Here is a 25901-nt window from a genome sequence, read left to right on the forward strand (position 1 = left end):
TCCCTTACATCAAAGAAAAAATAATCAGCACAACACCTATGAAAATCACAACAGAACCAATGAAAAGCATTTTTCTTGCCCCACTTCTTGCCAGGTATTGCATCTCAAGGTCATCGACCACAATTTTACGCTCTTTCCAATTGCGAATGCAAACTACAGAGCCCACTATAATCATCAGTATCCCTAAAAACAATATATAAATCATGGGTAATCTACCGTTAGTTTGATCTTACATTTGTGTCCACAAAACTTTCCCCTTTGAAGCCACTGGGTAAACGAAGTGATTGTGGTTGTTGGTATGGCAAACATAGACCCAGCCAAATCTATACACCCCGCCGAACCCAATTCAGTACCCCCGTGAATAAAGAAGCCTCCTCTACTAAAGGTGTGCGTTGTTTCAAATGGGTGAATCAAGATACTTGCCCTCCCCCACCTGGCTATCGAACTGGGCAATCTGTGCCTTGGGCTTGTTGTATTCAGTTCACATGGATTTAACCAATAGATGCCTTCTGGTATTGGGCCTACATTTGGGAGACGTTGTCTGGCATTGGAATAGTCAAACGAGCCGTTGGGCAATCTCTTCCCAGATGCAGCGGGCCAAAAGTGTCCATCTGACGCCCTAAGAAATTGTCCATTGAAACTTAGACTGACCTCACAATCTGCCAAAGTAGAATTTCCCTTATCATTGATATAGTTCTTTAATCTTTCTATATTTTCTTCAAATTCTTCAATGATATCATCATCAGGGTCTGATGTAGCTTCATATCTTCTTAAATCCCGCTTTAGCCGACTAAGTTCAACTTGCATTTCAGATTTGGTTCCATTACCTGCATTTATGTTTGTGTTTGGCGGCATTTCTCAAGAAAACAATATCAGTTATAAAAGGAAATTTCTTAACTATCTAAGGTAGTTAATTTGTCATCAAATTGTGAATAAATACATCATATTCAATTATTTCATTGATTCCACTAGGTTATGTATTTGACCATGTCTATGGTCTCTTCTTTTTAATTTCAAGGATAAAATGCAAAAGCTCCTTTAACACAGTGCTGATGACTACAATCAATATCCGGAACAACTCTACAAATAGTATTTTCATCGTAATACCTTTTTGATTCCCATCAATATGGCCAATCCCAATGCCCTGATTTTCTCCTTGCCCTCCAAGTGGGTTGCTTCATCCTCATTGGACAAAAAACCAAGTTCCAACAACAGTGCCGGGCATACCTCCCTGTTGTCCCGAAGTACCTGAAAGTTGGCCCGCTTTACACCACGGCTCCGATATCCCAATTGTTGCTGTAAGTATCCATCCATGGCTTTTGCCATGGTCAAGCTCTTTTTTGGGACAAAACCATTGAACAAGTATACCTCCAGTCCATTAGTCCCACGGTTGTCGGCGTGGTTACAGTGTAGGGAAACAAAGATTTTTGCATTCAAGACCTTGGCCAGTTTGGTACGATGGCCCAATGAGATCAAAGTGTCCATGTATCGGGTCAGGTAAATATCATACTGATTGTCCAACAAGGTCCTATTATAGTGCACTATGGCCTGGGCAATCTTCAAGGTCAATTCTTTTTCCTTAAGCCCATTGGCCCCTATGGCACCCGAATCAAGCCCCCCGTGTCCCGGGTCAACAATAATAATCGGTTTTACTTGTATGACATCTTGCGCCCGTGTATTCAGAAAGGCGGTAAACATTCCAAATAAGAGCATTGCCTTAGTCCGTTCCATAGCTAATCACATTTATAGATTCATTGTGCAATATTCAATGGTTTCCCAAAAACAGTTGTGATTCTTTAAAATTTAACGCTGTAGTCCGTTAATTTTTAGGGTATTTCCATCCTTTTCCCCATCATCACGATACTTTTCGAAAAAGTTTGTTCATCAATCGATTATTAACCAAACAGGCGATGCCTGTAAAACGAAAAATCATGAAAAAAACAGTTGTATCCATTTGGGCAATGCTCCTTACAGGTATACCCGCTTTTGCGCAGATCGGAGGTATCGAGGATTCGGTAAACGATATTTCCGATACCATCCGAACCATTTTTCCCTTGCTTTTAGGGGTCATCTTTTTAGTTGGCTTCCTTTTCAACGCGGGCCACTTTTTTGGCGAGAACGCGGATCTCAAAAAAGGAATCACACGGGTATTGGTGTTCGTGCTCATTGCCGGGGCCGTGGTCGGAATCTTTACCTATCTCATCGGTATCGTGGTCTAAATTATTTGATTCCCAATGAGAAAGTACAAGATATATAGGGAAATCCGCAAAGGGGCAAGGATATGGGGGCTTCCCATATCCCTCTTTGCCCTAATGATCCTCTCCATTTTGGCATCCCTGCTCATCATCATTTTTTCTTTCAGCCTTCTGGTCATCATTCTGGCTATGGTATGGAACCTTTGTTGGTATGTAGGCCTGACCAAAACAGCATCAGACAAGAGCCTATTGGACTTCAACAAGGTCTTTCCAGACCGTATCAGCAATAAACGGGACAATCTATTGAACCATGTCGAAAGTTAACATCGCATCCCATCATCCCATTTTGGACATCCTGGACAATGTCATCTTTACCAATAACGGCAATGTGCTGGCCTGTTACAAAGTTTTGCTCCCTGAGATCCATTCCCTTTCTGAAAAAGATCTGGAGGACCTGCACAGCAATTGGTTCCAGGCCTTTAGGTCCCTTCCGGTCGGAACCGTTGTACACAAGCAGGACATTTATCTCAAATCATCCTTCACTTCGGAATACCTTCCCAGTAATACCTTTTTGTCCCGGGCGACCCATGATCATTTCAAGGGCAGGGAACATATGGCACATAGAAGCTATCTTTTCTTTGCCTGTCCAAAGAACAGGGCGCTGAACAATCCCAAATACGTCAACCCCTTTAACAGGACGCCCCATGGACTGCCCAAGGAGCTCGATGATACCATGAAACGGTTTTTGGCCTCCGTGACCGATTCGGTGAACTATATCAACAACGGGGCGAAAATCCAATTGTCGGCCATGACCGAAGATGAGATCATGGCGCTCACCAAAGAGCAGTTCAATGGTCATAATGATCATGATACCGATATGATCCTTGATGGGCCCAGGGTCACCATCGGGAACAACCATTTTGAAGTACTTGCCATCAACAGTGAATCCTGCTTTGGGGACAGTGTTCAGACCAGTAAGGTCAACGCCCGTTTCACTTCTGATGATTTCACCTTCCATCAGGGGTTCATCGATGGGCTGGGCCTTTTCCTAAAGGAAAACCATACCGTGAACCAGATCATCTATCTGGACGACAAGCACCAGTGGAGAAAGCGGTTGGAGAAGAAAGCTGAAGAGCTCAAAAAAAGCGCCAACTTCGGAACACAGAACAAGGTCCTCCTCAAAAAGATCGGACAAATTCTTGACCAGATCAACAACGATGACAGTTCAAGGATCGTTCGTGGACACCTCAATGTCATGCACTGGGACCGGGATGCCGGACAACTTGAAAACACTTCCAAAAAGATAAGGGCCGAGCTCAAGGAACTGGATATCGCCCCATACCGTCCCTGTGGAAAGGAGCGGAAAAACTACATCCTGAACAGCTTTCCTTGTTTTGCCTCCAATTTTTCCAATGAGGACCTTTATGTGACCGACCTGAAACATGCCCTTTGCCTATGGATCAACAGTTCCAACTACAGAACTGACGGGGCAGGGATCTTGTTCAACGATAGGGAGTCCAATATTCCGGTCTTGAAGGATGTTTGGGACCAGCACAAAAAGCGTATCAAGGCACGGAACTTTGCCATTTTTGCCCCGACGGGCGAGGGCAAGTCCTTTCTGGCCAACAACATTCTAAGGCAATTTTTCGAACAGGGTGTCCGGCTGGTCATTATTGACCTGGGCGGTTCCTATACCAAGTTCGCAAGCCTTTACCCCGAACACTATACCGTGCTCCGATATGAAAATGGAAAGAGCCTTGGTATCAATCCCTTTTACGTGACCCATGCCGATCATGTTACCCCGGAACATTTGGAAGACCTTTCCATATTTCTCTTTGAGCTCATGGGAATGGGAACAAAACCATCAAAAGAGGCATCGGTGGCACTGAAGAAAATATTACATCTCTATTACGGGGAAAAAACCGGTTCCTTGCATTCACTTGACGGTTTCTACCGATTTGTAGGCAAATACGGAAAGGAACGGCTCTCCCGATTACAGATCCACCCCGGGTATTTCAATATCAAAAGGTTCCTGCACATTCTTTCCGAATATGTCGGGGGCGGTATCTATAGTTTCCTTTTTGCCTCGAGCAAGGACCAGTCCTATCGTCTGGAGGACAAGAGGTTGATCGTTTTCGAGCTGGACGAGGTCAAGGACAACAAGGAGATCCTCTCCGTAATGCTCAAGCTCATAAAAACGGCCGTTCAGCGTACCATCTGGAAGAACAGGGACGAACGTGGCATCATCCTTTTCGATGAGTTCGCCAAACAGCTTAAGTTCGACAATGTACTGGAGAGCGTGGAATTTTACTATCAGGCCATACGCAAACAGGAAGGGGCCATAGGCATCATCCTGCAGTCCATAAACCAGTTGCCCATAAATTCCACCTCGGCCAGTATCCTTGAGAACACCCAGGTCATATACAGCCTTAGAAACGAAAAGGGATATGATGCGCTAAAGGAAAGGCTCCATCTTTCCTCCCATGACCTGAACCAACTCAGGTCCATCAGGAACAATCTTTCCGCAAGGCAGAAGTACACCGAAATCTTCATAAAGATCGGAAAGGAAAGCAACATTTTCAGGTTGGAGGTCCCGCCAGAGGTATATGCCGCGTACCTGACAGATGGCCCCGACAACAAAATCATTATGGAATTCTATAAAGAAACCGGCTGTATGGAGACGGCCATCAAAAAGTTTATTCATCAAAATCAAGAACATCATGAAAAGTAAAATGAGAACATTGGGCATTGCCCTGACTTTCACCATTTTAATGCCTGCAGGCGCTGCCTGCCAGGGGATGCCCGTGTATGACAACACCAACTTTATCACTTTGGGCAAACAGATAGTTGAATCGGCCAAACAGACAGCCGAACTCTTGAAGACCGTGGAATTTTTACGGGAACAGAAAGAGCGCATCGAAAAGGTCAGCGATGTCATCAAACAGTTAAAGGCCGTACAGGAACTCACACGGAACAACAAACGCCTATTTGATATGGTACGCAAGGACCTCAGGCAGATCCTGGACTCACCGCACATCCGACCGGAAGAGGTGGGACGCTTATCGGAATCCTTCAATGCCATCATCGAAAATTCTTTGGAAGACCTTGAATTCGTGGAACAGATCCTTTCCAGTGACTTTCTGAAAATGACCGATGCGGAAAGGGCCACGGTGCTCAAGGAAAAGGAAATGCGCTCCAAGGAAATGGTGGGCGAGATCCAGCGCAGGACCAAAAGATATGGCGACATCATTTCTTTCCGTGAAATGCAGGCCATGATCAACGAGCGTAAAACCAATTATTGATCATGGCGAATTTTGCACTGGGCATTGGTTTGGAATATGTGGATGCGGTATATGATACCATCACGGGAAGCGATTTTTCACAGTATACCCTTACAGGCATGAAGGCCCTGGCCATCCTGTTTTTCTTGATCAACATCATGAAAAAGTACAATGAGGGCATTGCGCAGCGGGATGGACATACCTGGGGCCTTACACCAACGGAACTGGCCAAGAACTTTGCCGTGGTCATCCTGGTCATATTCTCGGACCAGGTCCTGGGGGTCTTTGACAACATATTGGTCAGCATTGAAAACCAATATCGAAATACGGCCCCGGACCTTCTGCCACTACAATTACAGGATATTTCAATTGAGGAGGAAGCGGGAATTCTGGATGCCGCGAGCAAAGGATTGGCCCTTTTGTACGAAGCCCTGGTCAGTCCCTTTTATGGAATGCGGATCTTGGCCTTTATCATCAGTGTGTTCCTTTGGCTGTTGGACCTGTTCATCTATCCACTTTTTTTGGCGGAACGGTTCTTTCTTTTGGGTATCATGAGAGCGTTTTTTCCCTTGGTCATCAGCTTGGCCGTCTTTGAGAAGTTCAGGAGCCTAGCATATACCTTTTTCAAGCTCTATGCCGCAGTATATATGTTGGTGCCTGCATTTTTTTTGGTGAACATCTTTATCAATGCCCTTTATACGGAACTCACCAAGGATTTTTGGGTGAACCTGTTTGGAACGGAATATGGCAGTAGCGTCTTTGCTCCCTTGGTGGAACTGGGCACCGTTGGGTTCATCGTCTTCTTGAAGTTCAAACTGTACCGAAGGGCAACCTCATTCTCACTGAAACTTTTTGGCGCCTAAATCCAATCATAAAATTCAAATCATATGAAGACAATGTACAAAGACATCGAGGGAATCCTTAGGGCGAACCGTTTTGTGGTATTGACCGTGGTCATCGTCTCGAGCCTTTCCACCTCTTTTTCAAGCTTGCTGTCCTATAAGATGTACCAAGAAGGCAAGGGAGGGACGTTCGCCATAGGAACGGACGGTTCGGTCATTCCCTTGAAATGGGCCGATCAGAATGAAAACCTTGAGGTGGAGGCCCTGTCCCATTTGGAACTGTTCCACCATTATTTCTATGGCATCGATGCTAGTAATTATCAAGGGAACATCGAAAAGGCCCTTTGGCTCGGGGACAGTTCCGTGGACAATGTGTACCGACAGAAAAAGGCAGATGGGGTCTATAACAGGCTTTTGCAATATTCCCTGGTCCAAAAGGTCATTTCAGTGGACACCGAACTTTCCATACGGGAAGGAGGCTGCTCGTTCAGGGCAACAGTGATTTTTGAGATCGATCGGGGGACAGTGACCGATACCTATGAGCTAAAGACCTCGGGTAGCCTTGTCCAGGTGGACCGGAACTTTCCCAACAACGCCCATGGGCTGTTGATAGGCAACTATTTTGAAAATTCATTGAGAAGGGTCAATGACAAATATTAAAGAGCAACACTATGAAGTTGAATAAAAAGAAAATCGTTTTTGGGATCGTCATTGGATTGGTCATCGCTTTTATGGTGGTCTATTCCATGCTCTTCCTGTCGGGTGGAGATGATGCGGGATCCCAACTGCACCACCCAGAGGTGCCCCAATTGGAAGAGGGGCAAAAGGAATATACCTCCAAACTGGAGGCCATCAATGACCTCAAGGAGGTAAGAACAAGCAATGCCCCAAGTATCTATGATGAAAAGTATCTAGATTCCACGGGGCTCTTTGATCCAGATCTGATCGATAGGGAAAAGGCCCGTATCGTGGACAGCATCTATAGATTGGGCCGTATTGATTACTCCAAGGGAACCTATCGAAAAACGCTTGAAGAAAAGGAGATGGGGAAAAAGGTCCTAAAGAAAAAGGCCCAAGCGAAAATGGTACCAAAACCCAATGTGGCCAAGCCACCCTCTATTCAGGAAATGGCCGTGGAACAACAACTGTTCTTTGCCTCATCCCCACTTCCGGGAGCTACCGATAATGGAATGGTCCTTCCGGCCATGGTATGGCGGGAGCAGACCGTAAGGACAAATGACCGTTTGGAGTTCCGTACCCTGGAGAAAATTACAATAGATGGTATGACCTTCCCTAAGAACACTGTGGTATTTGGCATTGTCTCCTTCAAACCCAATAGGGTTGTTATTGACATCGGGAACATCGGCCACCTCCCCATAAAACTAACAGCCCATGACTATAGTGACGGTCTCGAAGGGCTCTATATCAGGAACACCTTTAGGGCCGAGGCCTCCAAAGAAATGGTGGACGATGCCATGGATGACATCAATGTGCCAGGCGTCCCCCAGGTCAAAGGGTTGAAGAACATCTTTAAACGTTCCAACCGAAAGGTCAGGGCAACAGTGAACAAAAATTATAAAATCCTATTGAAAGCTGCCCGTAAAGGGCCTTAACAAAAAAACATCATGAGAAGAATATTTATCATTTTGGGATCGTTACTGACCGTAATCGCCCAAGCCAGCAATAACAGAACATTGGACACCATTTATGCCAATGAGCATATGAACATGGCCCTTTTCTTTCCCTCGGAGATCAAACAGGGCATTGTGGGGAACAGCAATTTTGTCTTTACCTATAACCGTGAAAAACAACAGACCCTGGGATTGTTGAAGGCCGTTCCCGGAAAGGACAGTAATCTATTGGTGATCACGGATGACGGCAGCATATACTCCTACATCATCCGTTATGCCAAAGAACTACAGTATCCCAATCGGTTCATCACCGAACCGGAACGTATCGGAACTGAAAGACAGGGGATGGGGATAACTTCCCGAAAAGAAGTTCCAAGGGAAACTGTCCGGGATTCTTCCGTCCCCGTTAAAAGGGTCGGAGAAAAGTTTCTGGAATCCTGTGATGCACTGTTGCGACTTCCCAAGCGGAAAAACATCAAGAAAAAGACCAAAGGACTCTCGCTGGCCGTCACGAACATGTACCACATGGAAAATGGAGCATACGTCCAATTCGAAGTAAGGAACAGCTCAGGCACCCAATTTGAATTTGGGGAATTAGAGCTGTACAAGGTCAGTGGGGAAAGGGCAAGAAAGGCTTCCTTCCAAGAATTGGAATTGATGCCCATCTACAAACATAACATCCCTGAGAAAATTGATCACGGACAGACCGCCAGTTTTGTTTATGTCCTTCCAAGGTTTCATTTGGATAAAAGGGAAAAGTTGCGGGCAGTGCTTTCAGAACGTTCTACCAACAGAATGATTTCACTAAAATTCATTGATCCTTGACATAAAGAAGAGGAAGATAAATGAACATTGTTCAGAATCCTTTTTTGCGTGGATTGGGCAAAACTGATATCATTGTTGTCTATGCCTTAATTATTGCCGACGTGGATTATTATCCGTTTTGAATTTTCTCGACGTGGAAATAGTGAAGTCATCTCCGCCGGTACTTATAACAACATCGCTTTGATAAATTGCCTGAATTGCCCTGATACTGGTCGGCATCCTTGCCTCGGTACTGCCCCATGATGTTTGGATGATCCTATAAACCAGTGCTTCGTCCAACCTTTTCAACGCACTATTGTGAGGATGCTTATGTGTATTTCCATTGCCTGCCGAAATTACAGCAATGATCGGTTTGATAGCCTTCAAAAATTCAATTTCAGAACCATTGTTTGCACCGTGATGGTTAACATGCAGCACATCTACTATTATGTCCTTGTTCTTAATGTATTCCCCAACGGCAGCTTCAACTTTTGCATTCTCCTTACTGTGCTTCCTTCCAATCAAATCACCGGATATAAGAAAGTCAAACGTATTATACTGCAGTAAAAAAGAAAGACTCCTTTCATTTTCTGTATTTACCTTTCCTACTCTTGCAATCCTTTCCCTCACGAATCCGTTTGCAGCAAGCGCTATTAATTTGGCCCCATTACCAAGGTCAATTTCAAAGTTTTCCACATCCGATCTTGTTGTCAAGGAAATTCTATTGCCCTTTGCATTGGCAATATGAAGATATTTTTGATATGCTTGGGATGTTGGAGGGTTTTCATCACCCCGATCGACAAATTTTCCCACTGTAATATCATCATCTGTCCCAAACTCCTCAGGGTCAGGCTTGAAAAATCTTCGTCCTATCCAATCAGCATCCCCATCCCCATCATCATCGCCAACAGCTCCTGGATGCCCGTTAAACCCTAACAGAAAGCCCACTCCGTGTACCCCTCCCGACGCCAACCCTCCTATATGGTCCGCATCATAATGGGAAACTATTAGAAAATCGATATGGTCCACATTGCGTTTCGATAATACCGCTCTGATTATATTGCCCCCATCCCTTTCGGGAATGTCCCCTGCATCAAACAAGACATTGATTCGTGAACCATCGCTCGCAACAGGTCCTTGTATCAATGTTGCATCTCCCTGTCCCACCCTGATATTTACAATTTCAAGGTCTTGGGCACAAATTTTATTGACTAGACTGCTCAAAAGAAATGAACAGGAGAAAAGATAAATTGTGATTTTTTTAAAGTCACCTATAGTATTGGATATGTCCATATGAAAGGATTTTAAGTTTCTCAACAGCGTAAAACATTAAAATAGAGACAATTCCTACAAAAAGCAATACAAACCATATATTCGGTCAATTATTATGTATAGTCTGCCAAAAACACTTTTAAATATCCTTCGTCCAGATATGGCAAGTACCCTAATAATGTCTTCTGACTAAATGAAGTTTTTCGGTGAATTCTATCAACATAATACACAGGCCTTTCATTGGGGTCCATTTTGAATTTCTTAAATGCTCCCATTCCTTTCGGATTCTCCGTTATTGATCTCCTTTCCCAGGCCGTCGGCTCTCCCTTTTTGACGGCAAAACAACAACATCCATTCTTGTCACGGCGGCATAAAGCCGCCCCAGCTTTTTATACGCCCTTTGCAAGCTTGGATGTTGTACCACCATAAGCAACAAAAAGGATACATGACGGCACTATGGGAAGTAAATCATTTAAAACAATAACGATGAAATCATACGAAAAAAATAAAACGGGAGCATTCCAAAAGTTAAAAGACAACAAAAAGGAAAACACTCTGGATATAATAAGTAAATCAGTTTTCAATGCCCTGACGGATAGGGCTTCACTATACAGTAATCTTTAAATTTTTTAATCATGAGTACATTGAGAAACAAAGTCCAATTGATCGGGAACATAGGGAGCGACCCAAAGGTTACCGTTCTAGAGAGCGGAAGCAAAACGGTGCGCTTTTCCATGGCGACCAACGAGTATTACAGAAACGCCAAAGGGGAAAAGGTGCAGTCCACCCAATGGCACAATGTGGTGGCCTGGGACAAAAAGGCTGATGTCATTGAAAAGTATGCCCATAAGGGCAAGGAAATTGCCATCGAGGGCAGGTTGATCTCACGCAGCTACACCAACGAAATGGACGTGAAATGCTACGTTACCGAGATCTTGGCCACCGAGATCATGTTGTTGGGAGCCAAGGAAAGCAATGGGGGGTCTCCAAAGCCAGAACAGGCCACTACAAATAGCAAGGAACAAAAGACCGTTTCCAAGGCCAATGATGGCAAAGTAGAAAAAGCTGCTTGATCGGATAGCCATGAACACAAAGAGGGCGCACGCCACCTAATTGTCCGCCCTCTTTTTTCATTATAGATTCTCAAAAGAACATACAATGGGAACACAAGTCAACGAAATAAGCATACGTTACAAACAGCGAATCCCCGCTCCCTTTTGGAAACAGATCAAATGCTCCAAGGATGCAGCGGAACTCTTGTTCCAAACATGGAACAAGGATACGATAGAAGTCCACGAATCCTTTAAGATCGTGTTGTTGAACAATAGCAATAAAGTGAAGGGCATTTACCAGATATCACAGGGCGGTATCACGGCAACCTTGGTCGATCTTCGAATCCTTTTTGCCGTGGTGCTAAAAACGCTATCCGTAGGTGTGATCCTTTCACACTCCCACCCCAGTGGGAAATTAGAGGCCAGTGATCACGACAGACGGATTACGGACAAGATCAAAAAAGCAGCGGAACTTTTTGATGTCAAGATATTGGATCACATCATCATTGCCCCAACCGGGGAATACTACAGTTTTGCGGACAACGGCCAACTCTAAATTCCACATCATGATCCATTTGAATTTTTCACACCTTACCCAAGAGATGCAGGAAGAGCTTTTAATGATGGCCCGTGAACATGTGGAACATCTTTATAAGGATTCCATCCAATCATATTGTGATAAAAATGGCGGGAATCATGAGAAACTGATGGACGAGGAGGCCATAAAGATGTTGTACACTTATGATTATGTGTTCAATATTTGATTCGGGCATTGTCCGGCAAAAAAGTGGGGAGCCATTTTGGTTCCCTTTTTCTTTTTAAAGATTTTCCACTCCATCCATCAGTATCGTTGCATTTTTCCTAAAACCCTCCTTCCCAAACTCTTAAAATCCATTGTTTTTCCAACAGGATAACCCAAGGCCAATACTTTGGGATTGGTATGGAGTTTTCCCCGCCCGCGCGGGGAAACGGAATAGCGAGAGGGTAGCACGGCAAGCCGGCGCTACGGGTTTGGTTTGCTCCGCAAAGGCCCATAAACAAAGGGGTGGACGTATTCGACAGCTTTTCCCTCAAAAACCAGAAATGGGTCAAATCCCTTGGGAAGGCCCATGAACAGCGAAAAATAATGACCCATTCATATCAAAAACAGGGATTATGGAACAATTTTATACGATACGGTTCAAGCGAGGGACCGCCCAAAGGTTCAAACAGTTTTCAAAAAAGGTGGCCAAATCCTATTCGTCCACACTTGAATCCGTCATGGACTTTTTTGAATGGCATGGCTTTACACCTTTGGACAGACTTGGCAAAAGCTTCCTCCAAGAGGTCATCAAGAACCAGAAACTTACAGAGACCTCCATCAAACGTACAGAGGCCTCCATTGCCATTATCCGTGACATCGAGATCACTCAGACCAAGCCCACCAATGCCATTCTGGAGGCCCTGCTCGAACAAAAGGTCAAACATGAAAGGCCAAAGGTGGAGCAAAGACCACCCAAAAAGGGACCCCCAATAGAGATCACCGTTCCCAGGATCCGCCATGAACGGCTCAAGGACAAAATGGAAATGCTCAAAAGGGAAAGCCAATATGTGGTGGAAAACGCCACCCTTGTAAAGCCCTCCTTCGGAAAACCCTATCTGCGGTTGGACATCACCGAAGGGGAACTGGAAAACTATAAGAGAACACTTCAAAATCTTTGATCATGTACATCACCATCACAGCACAGAAAATCGGAAGGGGTTTCGAGACCTATAACAGTAGCGTACGGGACTATGTGGCCTATCTGGAAAAAGAGAACCAAGATTTGGAACCCGATCGGCAAGAAACCTTTTTTGACCAAAATGAAAATGCCATTGCCCCTGAAAGGGTCATATCGGAAATCGACGGCAATACCGCCAAGCTCAAAAAAAGGGAGCCCAAATTCTATTCCATTGTGGTGAGTCCCAGCCAACGGGAACTCAGACATATAGGCAATAATCCCGAGGCGCTGAGACGATATGCCCGAGAGATCATGAAGGATTATGCCACCTCCTTTTATCGGGACAGAAAGGTCACCGTTGATGACATCAAGTACTATGCAAAGATCGAGCATGAACGCACCTTTAGGGGTATTGATAAAAAGGTGCTCGAAAATGCCCCGTACCGGAAACAGATCGCCAAACTCCGTAACGACCTTGCCAAGGTGGAGCGTGGGGAGCTCCAGGGTAATCCTAAAGCCATCCAAAAGGAAATCGAACGCTTGATTCAAGAAGCCCCACACAAGATCAATGGCAAAATGGTGGTCGAGGGAATGAAAAAGGAAAGGACACAGTCCCATATCCATATCATCGTAAGCCGAAAGGATATGACCAATACCTATAGTCTTTCCCCTGGGGCCAAGTTCAAGGAATCGGAAACCATCCTCAACGGCAAAAAGGTCAAACAGGGGTTCCATCGCGACGGGTTCTACCTATCCGCAGAAAAGACCTTTGACCGTATGTTTTCCTATCAACGGAACTATGTGGAGCGGTACAGTACCAAAAAACTGTACCGACAAGACCCCAAAAAGTTCATGTCCCTATTGATGGGATTGCCTTCCAATGAAAAACAGATTGCCCTGAATCTGTTGCACAATGGCGGAATCCATATCCCCAATATTCCAACCAATAAGGTACAATTGGCCTATAAGGCCATCATGAAACTCAAGCAGGGTATTCAACGGGCCATTAGATCGGGGGCCATTGAAATCTAAGATTATGCTGACCATTAAAGTTATACATTTCGTTCTGTTGTTATTGCCATTTGGATGCTTGATCTCTTTCCTTTTGGTCAAGTACCTCCGTTATGGAGTTTTAGTATCATGGATGTTGATCCTTGGAATCGGAACGGTTTTTTTCTTCCTATTGGAAATGAACGCTTTTCTGAGAATAATGCTCTATGTATTGTTGCCCTGGGGATTTGTAAACCTCTTGTACTATGTCTTCATTCCAAACAGAGAGGTCAACACCATTGACAAAAAATATCGGTTGGTGCTGCAGACCAAAGGCTCAAGGGTCGTGTTGGACAATATCCGACGGGGCATCTCAATTATAGGGGCAGCAGGAAGTGGAAAGACCGAAAGTGTCGTATACAACCTTTTTAAGCATTTTGCAGCGAACCGTTTTTGTGGGGTCATGCACGATTATAAGAACTTCGAGATCACGGAAATGGCCTATCCGCTCTTCAAAGGGACTGACCGGAAGTTCCATATCGTTTCCTTTGACCCAATATACAATCGTGTAAACCCCATTGCCCCAAGGTATTTGCCGGATGAGGAAAGTGTCCACGGGATTTCCCGTGTGCTTTTGGAAAACCTGCTAGAGCTCAAGGAAAGTGGTGCCAGTGGCACTTCAAAGTTCTTTCAGGATGCCGTGGAAGGGCTGATAGGTGGTCTTATCTGGCGGTTGAAAACGGATTACCAGGAGTATTGCACCATTCCCCATATGATCGCGCTCTACCAATATCTGGACACAGAGCAATTGGTAAGCTTCCTGAGTGCCGACCTGACATCGAAGGCCATGGCGGATGCCTTTATCAGTGGCGTAGGTTCGGATAGGCAGACCGCTGGGGTAAAGAGTACCTTGGCCAATGCCTTTAAAAAGATCAGCACCCAGAAAATATTCATGGCCCTTTCGGCGGATGAGGTATCCTTGGACGTGAACAACACCAAAAACCCATCGGTGATCTCCATTGTCAACGACCCAAAAAAAGAAACCTCCCTATCCCCGGTGATAGCGACCATCATCCATATCATTTCCAAACAAATGAGCGAACGAAACCGTCTGACCTCGTTCTTCCTCATCGAGGAGGCTTCCACCATACGGCTCTTGAACATGCACCGTATTCCAGCTACATTACGTAGTTATGACATTTCTACTATCTATGTGCTACAGGACAAGATCCAGAACGATATGCTCTACGGGGACAAGGCGAGCAAGGCCATATTGGGCAACCTCTCCTACCAGTTCTTTGGTAAGGCCAATGACCCTGACACCGCCAAATACTACGAGCGTTTCTTTGAGATTGTCAAAAAACAGTCCAAGAGCGTGAACAAAGGGTATAATCTCAATTTCGATACCCGTGTGACCCAAAGTGAAAGGGAAGTCTCCAAGACCCGGGCGGATGCCTTCTATGGATTACGACAAGGGGAATTTGTGGTGTTCTTCGATGGAAAGGACAAAAAGGTACGGTTCAGGGTTCCTTCGATCCAAAAGGAACTGCCAAAGCCCCGTTCAAAAACTGGTGAAGAGCTTAGGTCAAACTTTGATGGGATCCACGAAGATGTCAAATCCATCCTTATGTAAGTATAAAAGGAAGCAGACTTTCCATCCTTTGCATGGAAAGATTGACTGGAACACAATTGGATAGCTCTTTATTTCACGTATTTCGTTTATATTTAACAATCTTCCCCCTACATTATAAATCACTCTTTTATCCCTGTCATGGGAAAAGGGACAAATGACCAAAAACAATGAATTTCAAAGCTTTCATCCGTTGGACACAAGTGGTTTTATTACAATTCAAATCCCATGGCCCATCCATTATCGTTCTCTTGCTGTTTTATGTCCTATTCTGGAATTTCCCACAAACCAGTGATCTCCAACTGATTTTAAACCAAAACGGTCGACATTGGGTCCAGGTCCCACTGTTCTTTTCCTCATTGACCGTCATCGCCTTTCTCATATCAGGGGCCCAGGATTTTTTGAGGGGGTTCAGTTTCAAGGACATTAAATCCTCGGTAAAAGGCACTGGATAGAAAGGAACAGCAATTGGTACAATTGAAATACCAGCACACTGTGATCAAGGAAAGTTCAAAACAGTGTGTCGTTTGGATGTTCCCAAAGGCCCTGTAGACTCTATTGATCCTGATAGTCGCTTTTTCAGTTGAAAATGCCTATTTCGAAATAAAAAACGACACCATTTTTATCCCCGCCGATTGGGGTCTGGGAATCAGCGTGCTCCTTTTGTTGGTCTCAATGAACCAGTATCTGGCCAAAAAGTTTCAACTGAAGCTGTTCAAATGGAACATTCGGGATCTGCTTTCCCCACTCATAGCTTTAGCTTGTTTCTTCATAATAACCTTTTTGGGATTTAAGAACCAAGGAGGTACCACAACAAACCCTTGAAACAGTAATGTTATCAGGGGGTTTTTTTTTAGTCGACAATCTGGCTCACATTTTAGGCTTAGACCAACGATTTATATCAGTCAAACGATTTAGATTTTATTTCTAATCTGGAAAAAGAAGAAGGGTTTAATCTATTTTCTAATCTTTTTCCAAATAACCCATTAATTTGATTTGGGTTTAGAAAATCAATCTAATACAAGTTCGGATGCCTTATTGGCAGCAAACGATTGTAAACATTCATCTTCTTTCCAAACAATCTCAACCCTTCTGTTCAATAATTCAAGTTCTGGGATGAGGTCATCGTTAGGGTCTAAATCATTAATTCTTCGTCCTTCCAACATTTCTTGGAAACTTCCCCATTTAAAAGATTTAAAATTCTTGCCGGTTTCAAGTTTTAAAAACCCAGCTACAATTTCAGCCCTTTCATTAGCCAAAAGATAATTACGATGATTACTTTGCTCTTTAAATTGTCTTGAACTAGCATACCCTCTAACTAATATTTCATGAGTTTCACAATGTTTAAAAAGTTTAGTGAAGTTTAACAATTTGACCTTTTCGGCTTCCTTCAAGGTGCTACTACCATTATCAAATATCACTGGTAAAACCAATAAGTTTGAATCTCTATTTACTTTTTCGTAGGGAACATTGATTGTATTCAAGATAGGGCCAGATCCTGGACGAATAGACGCAAGTAGTAGTACCAAACTACCGAATATAGGTCCAATTAAAACTGCCATAAGGTATCCACGATTTACACGCTTATTACGAATCAAAACTATAAAAGAGCTTACAGTTAGAATGAAAACCGACAATGAAATGCCAAATACGTCATTATCTATTCTTAGGGCCTTATCTGCTCTTACGTTACCTACAATGTATTCCACAGAGCTTATACACACTAAACACAATACCCCACCCAATAGTACTTTTGACAAATCACTATATCTTTTCAGTACTTCTCTTAGTTTTTCCATGGCAAAGAGTATTTATTATTAAAGGGGTACACTCTTCTTTCCGAAACCAATGCATATATGTATGATTCAGATTCATTGATGATTCCCATTAAATTGAAGCCTTCAATATCTGAATTAGAAGAAGGCTTGATTTTACTAATAGTATAATTCTGGGTGGTTCCGTTAAAGGTCAGTATCAACTGTGGGTCAGATATAGAATTTAATATCGTTTCTGATTGTTCAGAAGGTATATTTATAAAAACCCTGTCATTGTAACGAATCCAAAATTGACTTGGAACTAACCTGAGCCTTCCCTTAGGTCCAAAGTATTTCGATTTAGTTTTATTGTCATCGCTGTAAAACACATCATCAACTAAATTTGCCGAAAACCAATCTCTTACAAAATCTAGCCTTAAATATCTGTGTGATAGCAATATATCAACAGGGTACTCTCCGCTTGAGACAACAATTTTGGCTTTACTAATGGATATTTTGTCGAACACATCCTCAGCAAGATCTTTCCAAAAAACCTCCGAACTTCTGTATGGTGGATTGGTATCTGACATTCCTGCTACACCATCTACGGTAGGGATTACGTTACCATCATATTCCTCTTTTATTTCATCGTAAAAATCATATTCGTCATCTTCTACATCATCCAAAAGCAGTCCATATTCTTCTATTAGACTTTTCGAACTTGGCCTGTACAATTCACTTTCTAAAGCAAGCTCATTACCGTAGAAATTCATTAATCTATAAATCACCTCGTCTTCATCAGTATTTTTACCTTGATTATCGAAGTTGTAATTTGCATTATCTAGAAAATGTATTTGATATTTACCCCAGTTTTCGGAATAGTAGTTTCTTATAATTCCCGCTAATTTATCATCAACATTGACATATGGATTATCAGCAAATAAATACTGAGTTAATTGATATAGTTGACTTCTAGTGTTCGATGATGATAAAAAGAGAAAAATTAGAAATACAATAAGAATTAATACTTTAAAAATATTCTTCATCATGTCTTTACATAGATGTATCTTCTGTCAAAACACCTATTATAATAGGACTTTCGGATGAAGTACTTGATTTAAATGATCCAGAAGTGTTACTTGTCCATTTTGACTCCTTACTGCTCCCTGCTTTGCCTCCTATTCGTAGTTTCCCAATTCCAAAACCTGCTTTGCCTCTTGTTTTCTTTCTTATTTCACTTGATTTGGTATTGTTGATGCTTGAAATAATATCTACGTCGCTCGCAACAACTATTCCCTTTAGCAAACGGGGAAAGTATCCATTTGGGCCATAAAGTGGTTTATCCTCAAGTGGATTACCTTCTCTCAAAGTAACAGTGCCATCTTTTATTCCTTCCAGAAGAGATGCATTGTACCATTGAGTTGGTCGAACAGGTACAAATCGAAGATTACAAAATCTTATGGAAATGCTATCAGTATCTTCAGATATATAATGCTCGTAAGTGGTTCGGCCTCCTCCACCTGAAACTAGACCACCAAAAAACGTAGACCCTCCCCAACTGCCATTTACATTCCAATTACCGTTTTTGGTATAAGATGAAGTGATATTCTTACGAAAGGTAATCGCGCTCCACCCATCATCGTTAGCATCAGTACATTTTTGAATTTGACTAAGCACATTTATTCCCCCATTGTACAAATTTGCACCTTCCTGAACATCAGCAGCAGCAGTACTTGCACTTTCAATAAACTCATCAAAAGCAACCAAAGCATCCCTATATGTTTTAAATCTGTCACTGTATTTAAGAACTTCTGCATGTGCATCTTTGTACTTCCTATTCGCATTATTTAATATTCTTCGATACATTCTTCTGAAATGCCTCCGCTGAAAATTGTCCATCTTAATTTTCTTACTATCCAAAAATTCCCAAAACTGATAAAACTTACTATTGTATTCATCTAAGGCTTCAAAATATTCCTCTGTACTTTTTTCCAATTTCTTCTGTGCCTCAACAAATAATTGTTTTTCCTCTGCAGTTTGACCCTCGGGAATCTCTACATAACTTATTAATCTTCCATACTGTTCATGTAATCTTAAGTTGTGAAAACCGGGCTCAATAACAAATTCTTCTTCCGGAATCATTGACGCGAATTCATAAAGATCCGATAAAGCTGCCTGATTATCTGAGTCCGCCCAACTCGCTTCACGGTATACACTTAATAAATGTAGCTTTTCTTTTGACCCCGTTTTTCCAATGAATTTTTCCAGTCTTTCCCAATAATGATTATATGCTATTTCATCTAAAGTCTGTGCTTTCAAACTGCTAAAAGAGAATAATAAAAGAAAGTAAATAATGATTGAGTTTTTCATAATGTTGAATGTTTGATAATTTTTCTCATTGGTTAGTTGTTTAAATGTCAAGTTTAAAGAATACCAGACCAATACCCATTTAAGGGTATTTTCAACGGGGGAGCTAAAATGTAGGAAGTCAATTCTTTGAAGCTATGTAATATATGAATTGACCGCGAAAACCCATTGCAGAAAATCCTTAGAAATTCTACGGATTTTCTGCAATTTTATATGAATTATGAAGTGTTATGGTATTGATTAAATGAGCTCCACCATGGTTTGTAGAATAAATTTGTCAAAAATGAATCTTTAGCAATCACAAAATAGTCCATATGTCAGTTTCCTTACCCACCCTTTTTAAAGTTGGTATATTTTACCGGACACACATAAACCTATAAACCCCTATATGCAGTACTACTGAAAATTGAGAGCCAAAAGGTTTTAAGTAATATTTTTAAATCTAATGATAAACTGGCATTCAATAAATAATCCCATTCCTTTTGAAATCCATCAAAAACCTCATTAAGATTTTCATCATAAATAATATCTTTCTGGACATTTCGAATACTTGTATATCCTGGTTTTAAATGTTTCATTAATTCATCATATGGCAAATGTTCAACATATTTTCTAAGTTCTTTTAAAAATATAAGTCGCTGAGCTCTAGGACCTATAAAGGACATTTCACCTCTCAAAATACTAATTAGAACCGGAAGTTCATCTATATTGAATCTCCTTAGAATAATTCCAAAAGGGGTGATTCTGAAATCATTTTTGGTTGCTTGCAATGCGGAATCCTCAGAATTTATTCTCATAGTTCTGAGTTTGTAAATCTTAAAAGGTTTGTTTAAATGTCCAACTCTTTCCTGATAAAAGAACATGGGGCCTCTGTTATAAAATAGGTTTAACAAGTAAATAATAGGTAAAATTGGAAAAAATAAAAACATAGATAAAATAACTCCCAATACCAGGTCGAAAGGACGCTTGAAATATCTAACATAATTATTGACTGAGAAATTTTTGGATATTAAAAGAAAATACTTTTCTCCATAAACCTTTTGGATATAGTTAAGCAATCCTATTTCAAATTTTTTGAAATTATTCGAAAAATAATTTATAGTTTCAGGATTATTAAATGCCTTTAGAACGTCAATCACAATTTCTTTCGTTTCTAAACTATTTTTGAAACCCGATTTATCAGCCGTATTTAGTAATATTTTGTCCTCTATAATATTTAAACAGATATGATAGTTGTCTAAACTGTTATTTGTCAAGGACTTTATAGCTACATTTTTCATGGTCTCTTCAAAAACAAGTTTCCACAAGAAATCACTTGACAGTTTGTTGTTTCCAAGCTCTTTTGTAATTAGTGTTTTAGTATTAAAATCTAATGATTTAAAATTAGATTCCAATAAATCAACTATATTTTCATCTTCGATTTGACAAATCGATGATATTAAATCATGATTAACATCAGTCGTTTTTATTGTTTTCAAATACCTCTCAAAAAGCGATAATGTTTTGGTTTTATCAATTTTGTAACAATTCTCTAAAAGAATTCTATCAGTTTTTTGAGAGAGAAGAGTTTTCTCAAAAAAATCCAATGTTGAATTTTTAACTTCCAAATATTCACCAGGCGGGACTAGATTCCGAATTAACATTCCAGATAATAGACGATAATGATTTAGGCCCCAATTATCTTTTTTGCCAATCAAATTGTCAAACTGCTCATTTTTTTTGTCTGTTAGTTCGAAAAACAATAAAAGGGTTTCGAAGCAACTATATCTTGTTACGGATTTTTCAAATAATAAATCAGAAAAATTATACCTTAAGTCTAAAGCACTTAGATATTCAAGAAATATTCTCGTTACAAACTTAAATTTGGACTTTCCAACAGATATCAAAATTCCAGTTCTTTCTAAACTTTCCAGAACATATAAAGGCTCTTGATATTCATTTTCATCAAACAATTCGACCAATTTGGTCTTTATAAAGTCATAAAAACTGGGGTTGTTTAAATCTAGGATTTCATTTGAATCTGAAAACAAGAGAAAGGAGGATACTTTTTGTAGCAATTTAAATAGAGAGTTTATATCTTTCTTACTAATTTTTTTATCTGCTCTCAAATCAGACCATTCGTTAAGTAGTACTCTTATAATTGATTCATATATTTCTGTCCTTTTGTCCTTAAATCTAAAACCATTTGCACTCAATATTATTAGTACAGTTAACAATAGATAATTTGAGTATATATTGCTTAAGTCCTTTGACGCATTCGTTATACGTTTTGTAAGTGACTTTAAATTATTTTCGTATTCTTTTCCAAGGATTGAAGACCATTTCTGAATAAGCTGTTTTGCATGATCTTTGTCTAAATCGGATATGTAATACCCTTGAAAGCCAGGCACTTTTAATTCCTCCCAGTCTAGTTCACGACAAGACAGCACAAATCTATTTTTAGGAAAAGTATCTTTACAATCAAGAATTAAATTGCTGATTTTCTTTTGGTCGCCATAGTCCACAATCTCATCTAGACCATCTATTATTATAATACACCTTCCATTTATTAATTGCTTTTTTACAAAGTCAGCTGTAACAAGACAACCTCTTTCATTGTAATAATCTGATATTAAATGATATAAAGGTTTAGAAAAATCGCTGATTAACCCACAAGCAATGTGAAAAGGTAACCTCACGTCCTTTATACCGAGATTTTTTTCAACTAAATCATTTGCATAGAGATAAGATAGATAATTGCAAATAGAAGATTTCCCACTTCCCAATTTTCCTAAGATAGCAAACGAGTGATTCTCGCTTAAAACACTGTTTAACCCGTTTTTAGAAGAAGTCAACCCATTTAATAATGGTAGTTGAAAAACATCAATCAAGTCAATGTTTAAATTATATTTTGATAATGATTTTATAGATGTGATCCAATTTCTCTTGCTCGCATTAGATATGTACTTTCTAAGATTACTTTCTATTTTGAAATTTTCTCGCCATTCAGAAAGACCACTTTTGAACCATTGGGAAAGTTGTTTGAAGATAGCAGGTAAAGCTTTTTCAAGTAATTTAAAAAAGAGATATCCAAGTAAAGCAATAATCAATATTGTCCACTCTCCATATGGCAATAACTCGCTTAATTTTTCATAAATATTGGGAGAGTCCGTCATAAGGATAATCTTTCAAATCAATTCAATTAATAGCTATTACTCCTTAATTAATACAACTAAGTTTTTAATTGATATAATTAATTTGGATAAAATATGGTTTAATCTTCTCACCTGATTGTTTCATTCAACTGGTTTCTATATACTGAATCAAGAGTGTTTTTTTTATCATCTTTCCAAGCTGTCCAACCATTCTCATTTGCTCCAGTACAAAAGCTAGCTGCGGTACTTGGACTGTTGAATGTCTTATCCTGTTTGAGGATATAGAATCTCTCCGATTGTTCAGTAGATAAAACTATTTCTCTTGCCCTTTTCTCTTTCCAGTCAAATGAGTTCACGACATCAATAGCAAGTTTACTGCCCTTCAACACTGTAAATCCATTTTCGGTATAAATACCTTGGGCTTCTATTTTTCTTCTGTTACAGTAAAAGATATGCTGATTCTTAACTTCTATTAAATCAAAAATTGAACAACCAGTAAATGAAGTAAGGATTCTGACATCTTCAAAAAACTCACTCATAGTATCTTTTTGGTGCTCCGGTAAATTGGGCTCTTTTGGGTTCTGTTTGTTTTCTTCCAAATTGAATTGTCCAGTTTCTTTTGCAGTTTTAATAGCCAAGAATTCTAAGTATTGAACATCCGCCTTGGTCATAGCACCATCTTTTGAGATAAAAACAATGGCTCTTTGCCAAAAAGTTTTTTTGTAATCATGATTTTTTATACGTTCAACAAAATTTTCTGTCTCGCCCAAATAAGCCTTTTGTTCTGCTTCGTTATCTTCTCCAAGTAATATGTAAAATGCTGGGCTCTTTAACTCATCTCTTTTATTGATTAGGGCTAGATTGGCTCTTGGGATAACCAATGCAGTACAGATTTTGTTACTGATAAAAATGGACTGAGAACCTTTCGGATTGCCGTCAATAAGGTAAGTGGTTATCGTTTTTCCCATGCTATCTCATTTTTACGATTAACATTTTCATTATTAAATAGGTGTATTTATACACCTCCATTGTATCTCCTGATGGATCAAGCTCGCCATGAAATAAGGCATTTCGTAATCTGTATAAGATTTCGATTAATCCTTTTGTGATACTATCAGCCTTCCTTGAACTATCTTGATTTCTAACAAAATCGAACGAACCACACTCATAGTAATTTCTTTCATCAAAGGATTGCCCTTCCAACTTTTCATGCGGTCTCCTAATTAGATTGATAGGTAATCTCGGGTTTATCGAATGATAGTTTTGTTCTAATTGCTCTTGTTGCGCCGAGGTTAAACCATTCCATTGTCTATGGGATTTTATTTCCTCTATTGAATAACCACTGGCTTGATCCAGAAAGTACTTGGATGTGCCATTTGAGTTTTCGACAACTACTCTTACTGTATTGTTGGAGTCATCTCTTTCAATAAAGTATCTGATGCCTCGGTGATTTTCGTTGACCTGATTGTATCTGTTTGTTTCTATAACGATTTGTGAGAAACTAATCCGTTCTTCTCCATTTTCTATGGTGCAGTCTTGCAGTGCTTTACATAAACTGGCCAAATAAGCTCTAAAGTTATCACTGTCATCTCCTGTACCTTCAATGTAATTTTCTATAGCATTTGAAAAGTCGTTTGACGAGCGCTTTATCTCATTTATGATTGCTCTTTCTGTACTAAATTGACGATTAGCCCCATACTTCTGTTGATACCATGAGTTAAAAGCTATCCAAGCTTTGATAAAGTATGTGTAGTAGTCTATGCCTGAGTCTTCAACCCACTTTTTAAAATGTTGGCTCATCCTTTTTCGGTGTTTAGTTTTACACCTAATTCCTCCAACTTATCATTAATGCAATTTATTGCGCTTTCTTCATTTTCCTCAATAGCTTTTTCTACACCTAATTTTGCTATTTCCAATAATTGCTCACATTGTTTTTTAAGGGCAAAACTCTGTTGAATATGTCCTTGGATTTCCAGTTGTTTTTTATCAGAAATAATGGGGACTATCACATCTTTTATTTCAGAAGGTTTCCAATGTTGTATAATAGACCCCCCTGCATCTCTTTCGGCTTGCATCTGAACTACAATACTATTAAGGGAGAGCGTCAGATAATCCGCATTTACTTTTGAAGACTTTACATTTAGATGCAACAATGCACTAGAAGTGAATCCATCCAGTTTTTCTTCCAACTTGTAAGCAATGCCTACAGAACCATCTTTAGAGAATAAAATGGTATTTTTTTTAGGAACGAGTGAGTCATTTCCCTCAACAAAATTATCGGGCAAGTATTTCGCTGGTTTACTTAATCCAGATTTAGTAATATCTGAAACACGATAAAAAGGAATTCCACTGTCTCTGTAATAATCCGATCCAGGTTCAAATGATTTATTAACATCAACTAAATCGCCCAATAGTTCATAGTTATAATTTTGAGTAATATGATTGATAATCTCATCATACTTTTTTTGATAATATTCTGCATCTAATCTGCCCGTTTCTAAAAAACTTTCTTTTAGAGTCTTAATATTAGTTTGACCTTGGTTTACTATATAATCTTGTAAGCATATTTCTTCCATCAAGATTTGTTCGGCCTGATTATATATATGAGATGCGGTCTCTCTCTTTTTAATTGATAGGGAAATTAAGCCCTCTATGACTCTGCCAATATCAAAACTAAAATCAGGTATTTTTAGTTCTTTAATTAATGACATATTGATATTGGGCTGGCCCGTAATAGTTTTTAACCTATTTATTTGGTTTTGTCCGTGTTCAGAATTCAAAAAAGTGGAAACTATATAGGGGTTGTGTTCCGGATTTAGAGTTATTTTAGCGATGGCTTGATTAGAACTACATATCTCGTCTTTGTTATAAACAGCAACTCTACCTAGGTATTCTCCAGCCATTGTTATCAATACCTGTCCTTTTCTACAATGTGATTTATAAAGCATTTCATGGCTTTCTTTATCGACATATTTGTGTATATCCCAATCAATATAATTATGTCTTATGTTTTCGGTCATCAGGAAAGGAATACCTGAATCTATGAAGTTTATAAAATTTGTCAAGGAGTATGCCCCAAAATTCTGAACACTTTTTGAGATACACCCTATTTTCAAAGGGTTCTTTAATTCAATTAGTTTATCAGACTCTAAATATTCTTTTAAATAAGTATTAGAATCAATTCTAAAATCTACTATTGACTGTGTTTCGAAAAAGTCAATCTCTGAAATTTCTAGCCCTTCCAACAAA

The 25901-nt window shown here is 40.2% G+C and carries 27 protein-coding genes; 15 read left to right on the forward strand and 12 right to left on the reverse strand.

The annotated features are described in order from the left end of the window. Positions 1–4: 4 nt before the first annotated feature. The 3 genes from IAG46_RS10560 to IAG46_RS10570 all read right to left on the reverse strand — a co-directional run bounded on the left by IAG46_RS10560 (position 5) and on the right by IAG46_RS10570 (position 1731). Positions 5–205: a hypothetical protein gene (locus tag IAG46_RS10560; RefSeq protein ID WP_190810321.1), complete on the reverse strand. Its 201-nt coding sequence runs from the start codon at positions 203–205 to the stop codon at positions 5–7. Then, complete coding sequence (locus IAG46_RS10565) at positions 202–807, reverse strand: tlde1 domain-containing protein (protein WP_190810322.1); 606 nt, start codon at positions 805–807, stop codon at positions 202–204. Before IAG46_RS10565 ends, IAG46_RS10560 begins: the two co-directional genes overlap by 4 nt. A gap of 288 nt (positions 808–1095) precedes the next feature. Then, complete coding sequence (locus IAG46_RS10570) at positions 1096–1731, reverse strand: N-acetylmuramoyl-L-alanine amidase (protein ID WP_190810323.1); 636 nt, start codon at positions 1729–1731, stop codon at positions 1096–1098. A 200-nt stretch (positions 1732–1931) separates the two neighbouring features. Here IAG46_RS10570 and IAG46_RS10575 point away from each other — a divergent pair, with 200 nt between their 5' ends. The 8 genes from IAG46_RS10575 to IAG46_RS10610 are packed head-to-tail and all read left to right on the forward strand — an operon-like array spanning position 1932 to position 8774. Further along, positions 1932–2219 (forward strand): hypothetical protein, encoded by a 288-nt coding sequence (locus IAG46_RS10575; RefSeq protein WP_190810324.1) that lies wholly within the window; start codon positions 1932–1934, stop codon positions 2217–2219. Positions 2220–2234: 15 nt separating this feature from the next. Then, positions 2235–2519, forward strand: a complete 285-nt coding sequence (locus IAG46_RS10580; protein ID WP_190810325.1) for a hypothetical protein — start codon at positions 2235–2237, stop codon at positions 2517–2519. Beyond that, a complete protein-coding gene (locus IAG46_RS10585) occupies positions 2506–4926 on the forward strand; it encodes a TraG family conjugative transposon ATPase (RefSeq protein ID WP_190810326.1) in 2421 nt (806 codons plus the stop codon). The genes IAG46_RS10580 and IAG46_RS10585 overlap by 14 nt, the downstream gene beginning before the upstream one ends. Further along, positions 4916–5497 (forward strand): conjugal transfer protein, encoded by a 582-nt coding sequence (locus tag IAG46_RS10590; protein ID WP_190810327.1) that lies wholly within the window; start codon positions 4916–4918, stop codon positions 5495–5497. Before IAG46_RS10585 ends, IAG46_RS10590 begins: the two co-directional genes overlap by 11 nt. A gap of 2 nt (positions 5498–5499) precedes the next feature. Next, entirely contained in the window at positions 5500–6339 is an 840-nt protein-coding gene (locus tag IAG46_RS10595; protein ID WP_190810328.1) for a hypothetical protein, read from the forward strand. A 24-nt stretch (positions 6340–6363) separates the two neighbouring features. Continuing rightward, the gene (locus tag IAG46_RS10600; RefSeq protein WP_190810329.1) at positions 6364–6978 is read left to right on the forward strand and encodes a conjugal transfer protein TraK; all 615 of its coding nucleotides are present in this window, start codon (positions 6364–6366) and stop codon (positions 6976–6978) included. Positions 6979–6989: 11 nt separating this feature from the next. Next, the gene (gene traM, locus IAG46_RS10605) at positions 6990–7931 is read left to right on the forward strand and encodes a conjugative transposon protein TraM (protein WP_190810330.1); all 942 of its coding nucleotides are present in this window, start codon (positions 6990–6992) and stop codon (positions 7929–7931) included. 12 nt (positions 7932–7943) lie between these two features. Then, complete coding sequence (locus IAG46_RS10610; RefSeq protein WP_190810331.1) at positions 7944–8774, forward strand: DUF4138 domain-containing protein; 831 nt, start codon at positions 7944–7946, stop codon at positions 8772–8774. A 90-nt stretch (positions 8775–8864) separates the two neighbouring features. On the opposite strand, the gene IAG46_RS10615 is transcribed toward IAG46_RS10610, so the two are convergent. Together IAG46_RS10615 and IAG46_RS10620 are read right to left on the reverse strand one after the other, a co-directional pair. Beyond that, positions 8865–10046, reverse strand: coding sequence for a ComEC/Rec2 family competence protein (locus IAG46_RS10615; protein ID WP_190810332.1), 1182 nt, complete (start codon positions 10044–10046; stop codon positions 8865–8867). 92 nt (positions 10047–10138) lie between these two features. Then, positions 10139–10300: a hypothetical protein gene (locus tag IAG46_RS10620; protein WP_190810333.1), complete on the reverse strand. Its 162-nt coding sequence runs from the start codon at positions 10298–10300 to the stop codon at positions 10139–10141. 211 nt (positions 10301–10511) lie between these two features. Between IAG46_RS10620 and IAG46_RS10625 the strand changes: the two genes are divergently transcribed. The 7 genes from IAG46_RS10625 (at position 10512) to IAG46_RS10655 (ending at position 15400) form a co-directional block, all read left to right on the forward strand. Next, entirely contained in the window at positions 10512–10649 is a 138-nt protein-coding gene (locus tag IAG46_RS10625) for a hypothetical protein (protein ID WP_190810334.1), read from the forward strand. An 11-nt stretch (positions 10650–10660) separates the two neighbouring features. Beyond that, complete coding sequence (locus IAG46_RS10630; RefSeq protein WP_190810335.1) at positions 10661–11098, forward strand: single-stranded DNA-binding protein; 438 nt, start codon at positions 10661–10663, stop codon at positions 11096–11098. Between the two features lie 85 nt (positions 11099–11183). Next, positions 11184–11633 carry a JAB domain-containing protein gene (locus IAG46_RS10635; RefSeq protein ID WP_190810336.1) on the forward strand — a complete coding sequence of 150 codons (450 nt, stop codon included), beginning with the start codon at positions 11184–11186 and terminating at the stop codon, positions 11631–11633. Between the two features lie 10 nt (positions 11634–11643). Next, positions 11644–11841 (forward strand): hypothetical protein, encoded by a 198-nt coding sequence (locus IAG46_RS10640; protein ID WP_190810337.1) that lies wholly within the window; start codon positions 11644–11646, stop codon positions 11839–11841. Positions 11842–12232: 391 nt separating this feature from the next. Further along, positions 12233–12778: a BfmA/BtgA family mobilization protein gene (locus IAG46_RS10645; RefSeq protein ID WP_190810338.1), complete on the forward strand. Its 546-nt coding sequence runs from the start codon at positions 12233–12235 to the stop codon at positions 12776–12778. Positions 12779–12780: 2 nt separating this feature from the next. Then, positions 12781–13809 (forward strand): MobB family relaxase, encoded by a 1029-nt coding sequence (gene mobB / locus IAG46_RS10650; protein WP_190810339.1) that lies wholly within the window; start codon positions 12781–12783, stop codon positions 13807–13809. Positions 13810–13813: 4 nt separating this feature from the next. Next, a complete protein-coding gene (locus IAG46_RS10655) occupies positions 13814–15400 on the forward strand; it encodes a type IV secretory system conjugative DNA transfer family protein (RefSeq protein WP_223826652.1) in 1587 nt (528 codons plus the stop codon). A gap of 1007 nt (positions 15401–16407) precedes the next feature. Here the strand turns inward: IAG46_RS10655 and IAG46_RS10660 are convergent. The 7 genes from IAG46_RS10660 to IAG46_RS17665 all read right to left on the reverse strand — a co-directional run bounded on the left by IAG46_RS10660 (position 16408) and on the right by IAG46_RS17665 (position 25897). Beyond that, the gene (locus IAG46_RS10660; protein ID WP_190810340.1) at positions 16408–17196 is read right to left on the reverse strand and encodes an OmpA family protein; all 789 of its coding nucleotides are present in this window, start codon (positions 17194–17196) and stop codon (positions 16408–16410) included. Continuing rightward, positions 17184–18200 (reverse strand): hypothetical protein, encoded by a 1017-nt coding sequence (locus IAG46_RS10665; RefSeq protein WP_190810341.1) that lies wholly within the window; start codon positions 18198–18200, stop codon positions 17184–17186. The genes IAG46_RS10660 and IAG46_RS10665 overlap by 13 nt, the downstream gene beginning before the upstream one ends. A 4-nt stretch (positions 18201–18204) precedes the next feature. Further along, complete coding sequence (locus IAG46_RS10670) at positions 18205–19521, reverse strand: hypothetical protein (protein WP_190810342.1); 1317 nt, start codon at positions 19519–19521, stop codon at positions 18205–18207. A gap of 371 nt (positions 19522–19892) precedes the next feature. After that, on the reverse strand, positions 19893–22673 hold the full coding sequence (locus IAG46_RS10675) for a sugar transferase (RefSeq protein ID WP_190810343.1): 2781 nt from the start codon (positions 22671–22673) through the stop codon (positions 19893–19895). A 107-nt stretch (positions 22674–22780) separates the two neighbouring features. Next, positions 22781–23620 (reverse strand): GIY-YIG nuclease family protein, encoded by an 840-nt coding sequence (locus IAG46_RS10680; protein ID WP_190810344.1) that lies wholly within the window; start codon positions 23618–23620, stop codon positions 22781–22783. A 1-nt stretch (position 23621) separates the two neighbouring features. Continuing rightward, on the reverse strand, positions 23622–24452 hold the full coding sequence (locus IAG46_RS10685) for a hypothetical protein (RefSeq protein ID WP_190810345.1): 831 nt from the start codon (positions 24450–24452) through the stop codon (positions 23622–23624). Then, positions 24449–25897: a restriction endonuclease subunit S gene (locus tag IAG46_RS17665; RefSeq protein ID WP_223826653.1), complete on the reverse strand. Its 1449-nt coding sequence runs from the start codon at positions 25895–25897 to the stop codon at positions 24449–24451. Before IAG46_RS17665 ends, IAG46_RS10685 begins: the two co-directional genes overlap by 4 nt. Between the last annotated feature and the right edge of the window lie 4 nt (positions 25898–25901).

Origin of the sequence: Flagellimonas sp. S3867, from assembly GCF_014698935.1 — a bacterium.
In the GTDB taxonomy this organism is placed as follows: domain Bacteria; phylum Bacteroidota; class Bacteroidia; order Flavobacteriales; family Flavobacteriaceae; genus Flagellimonas.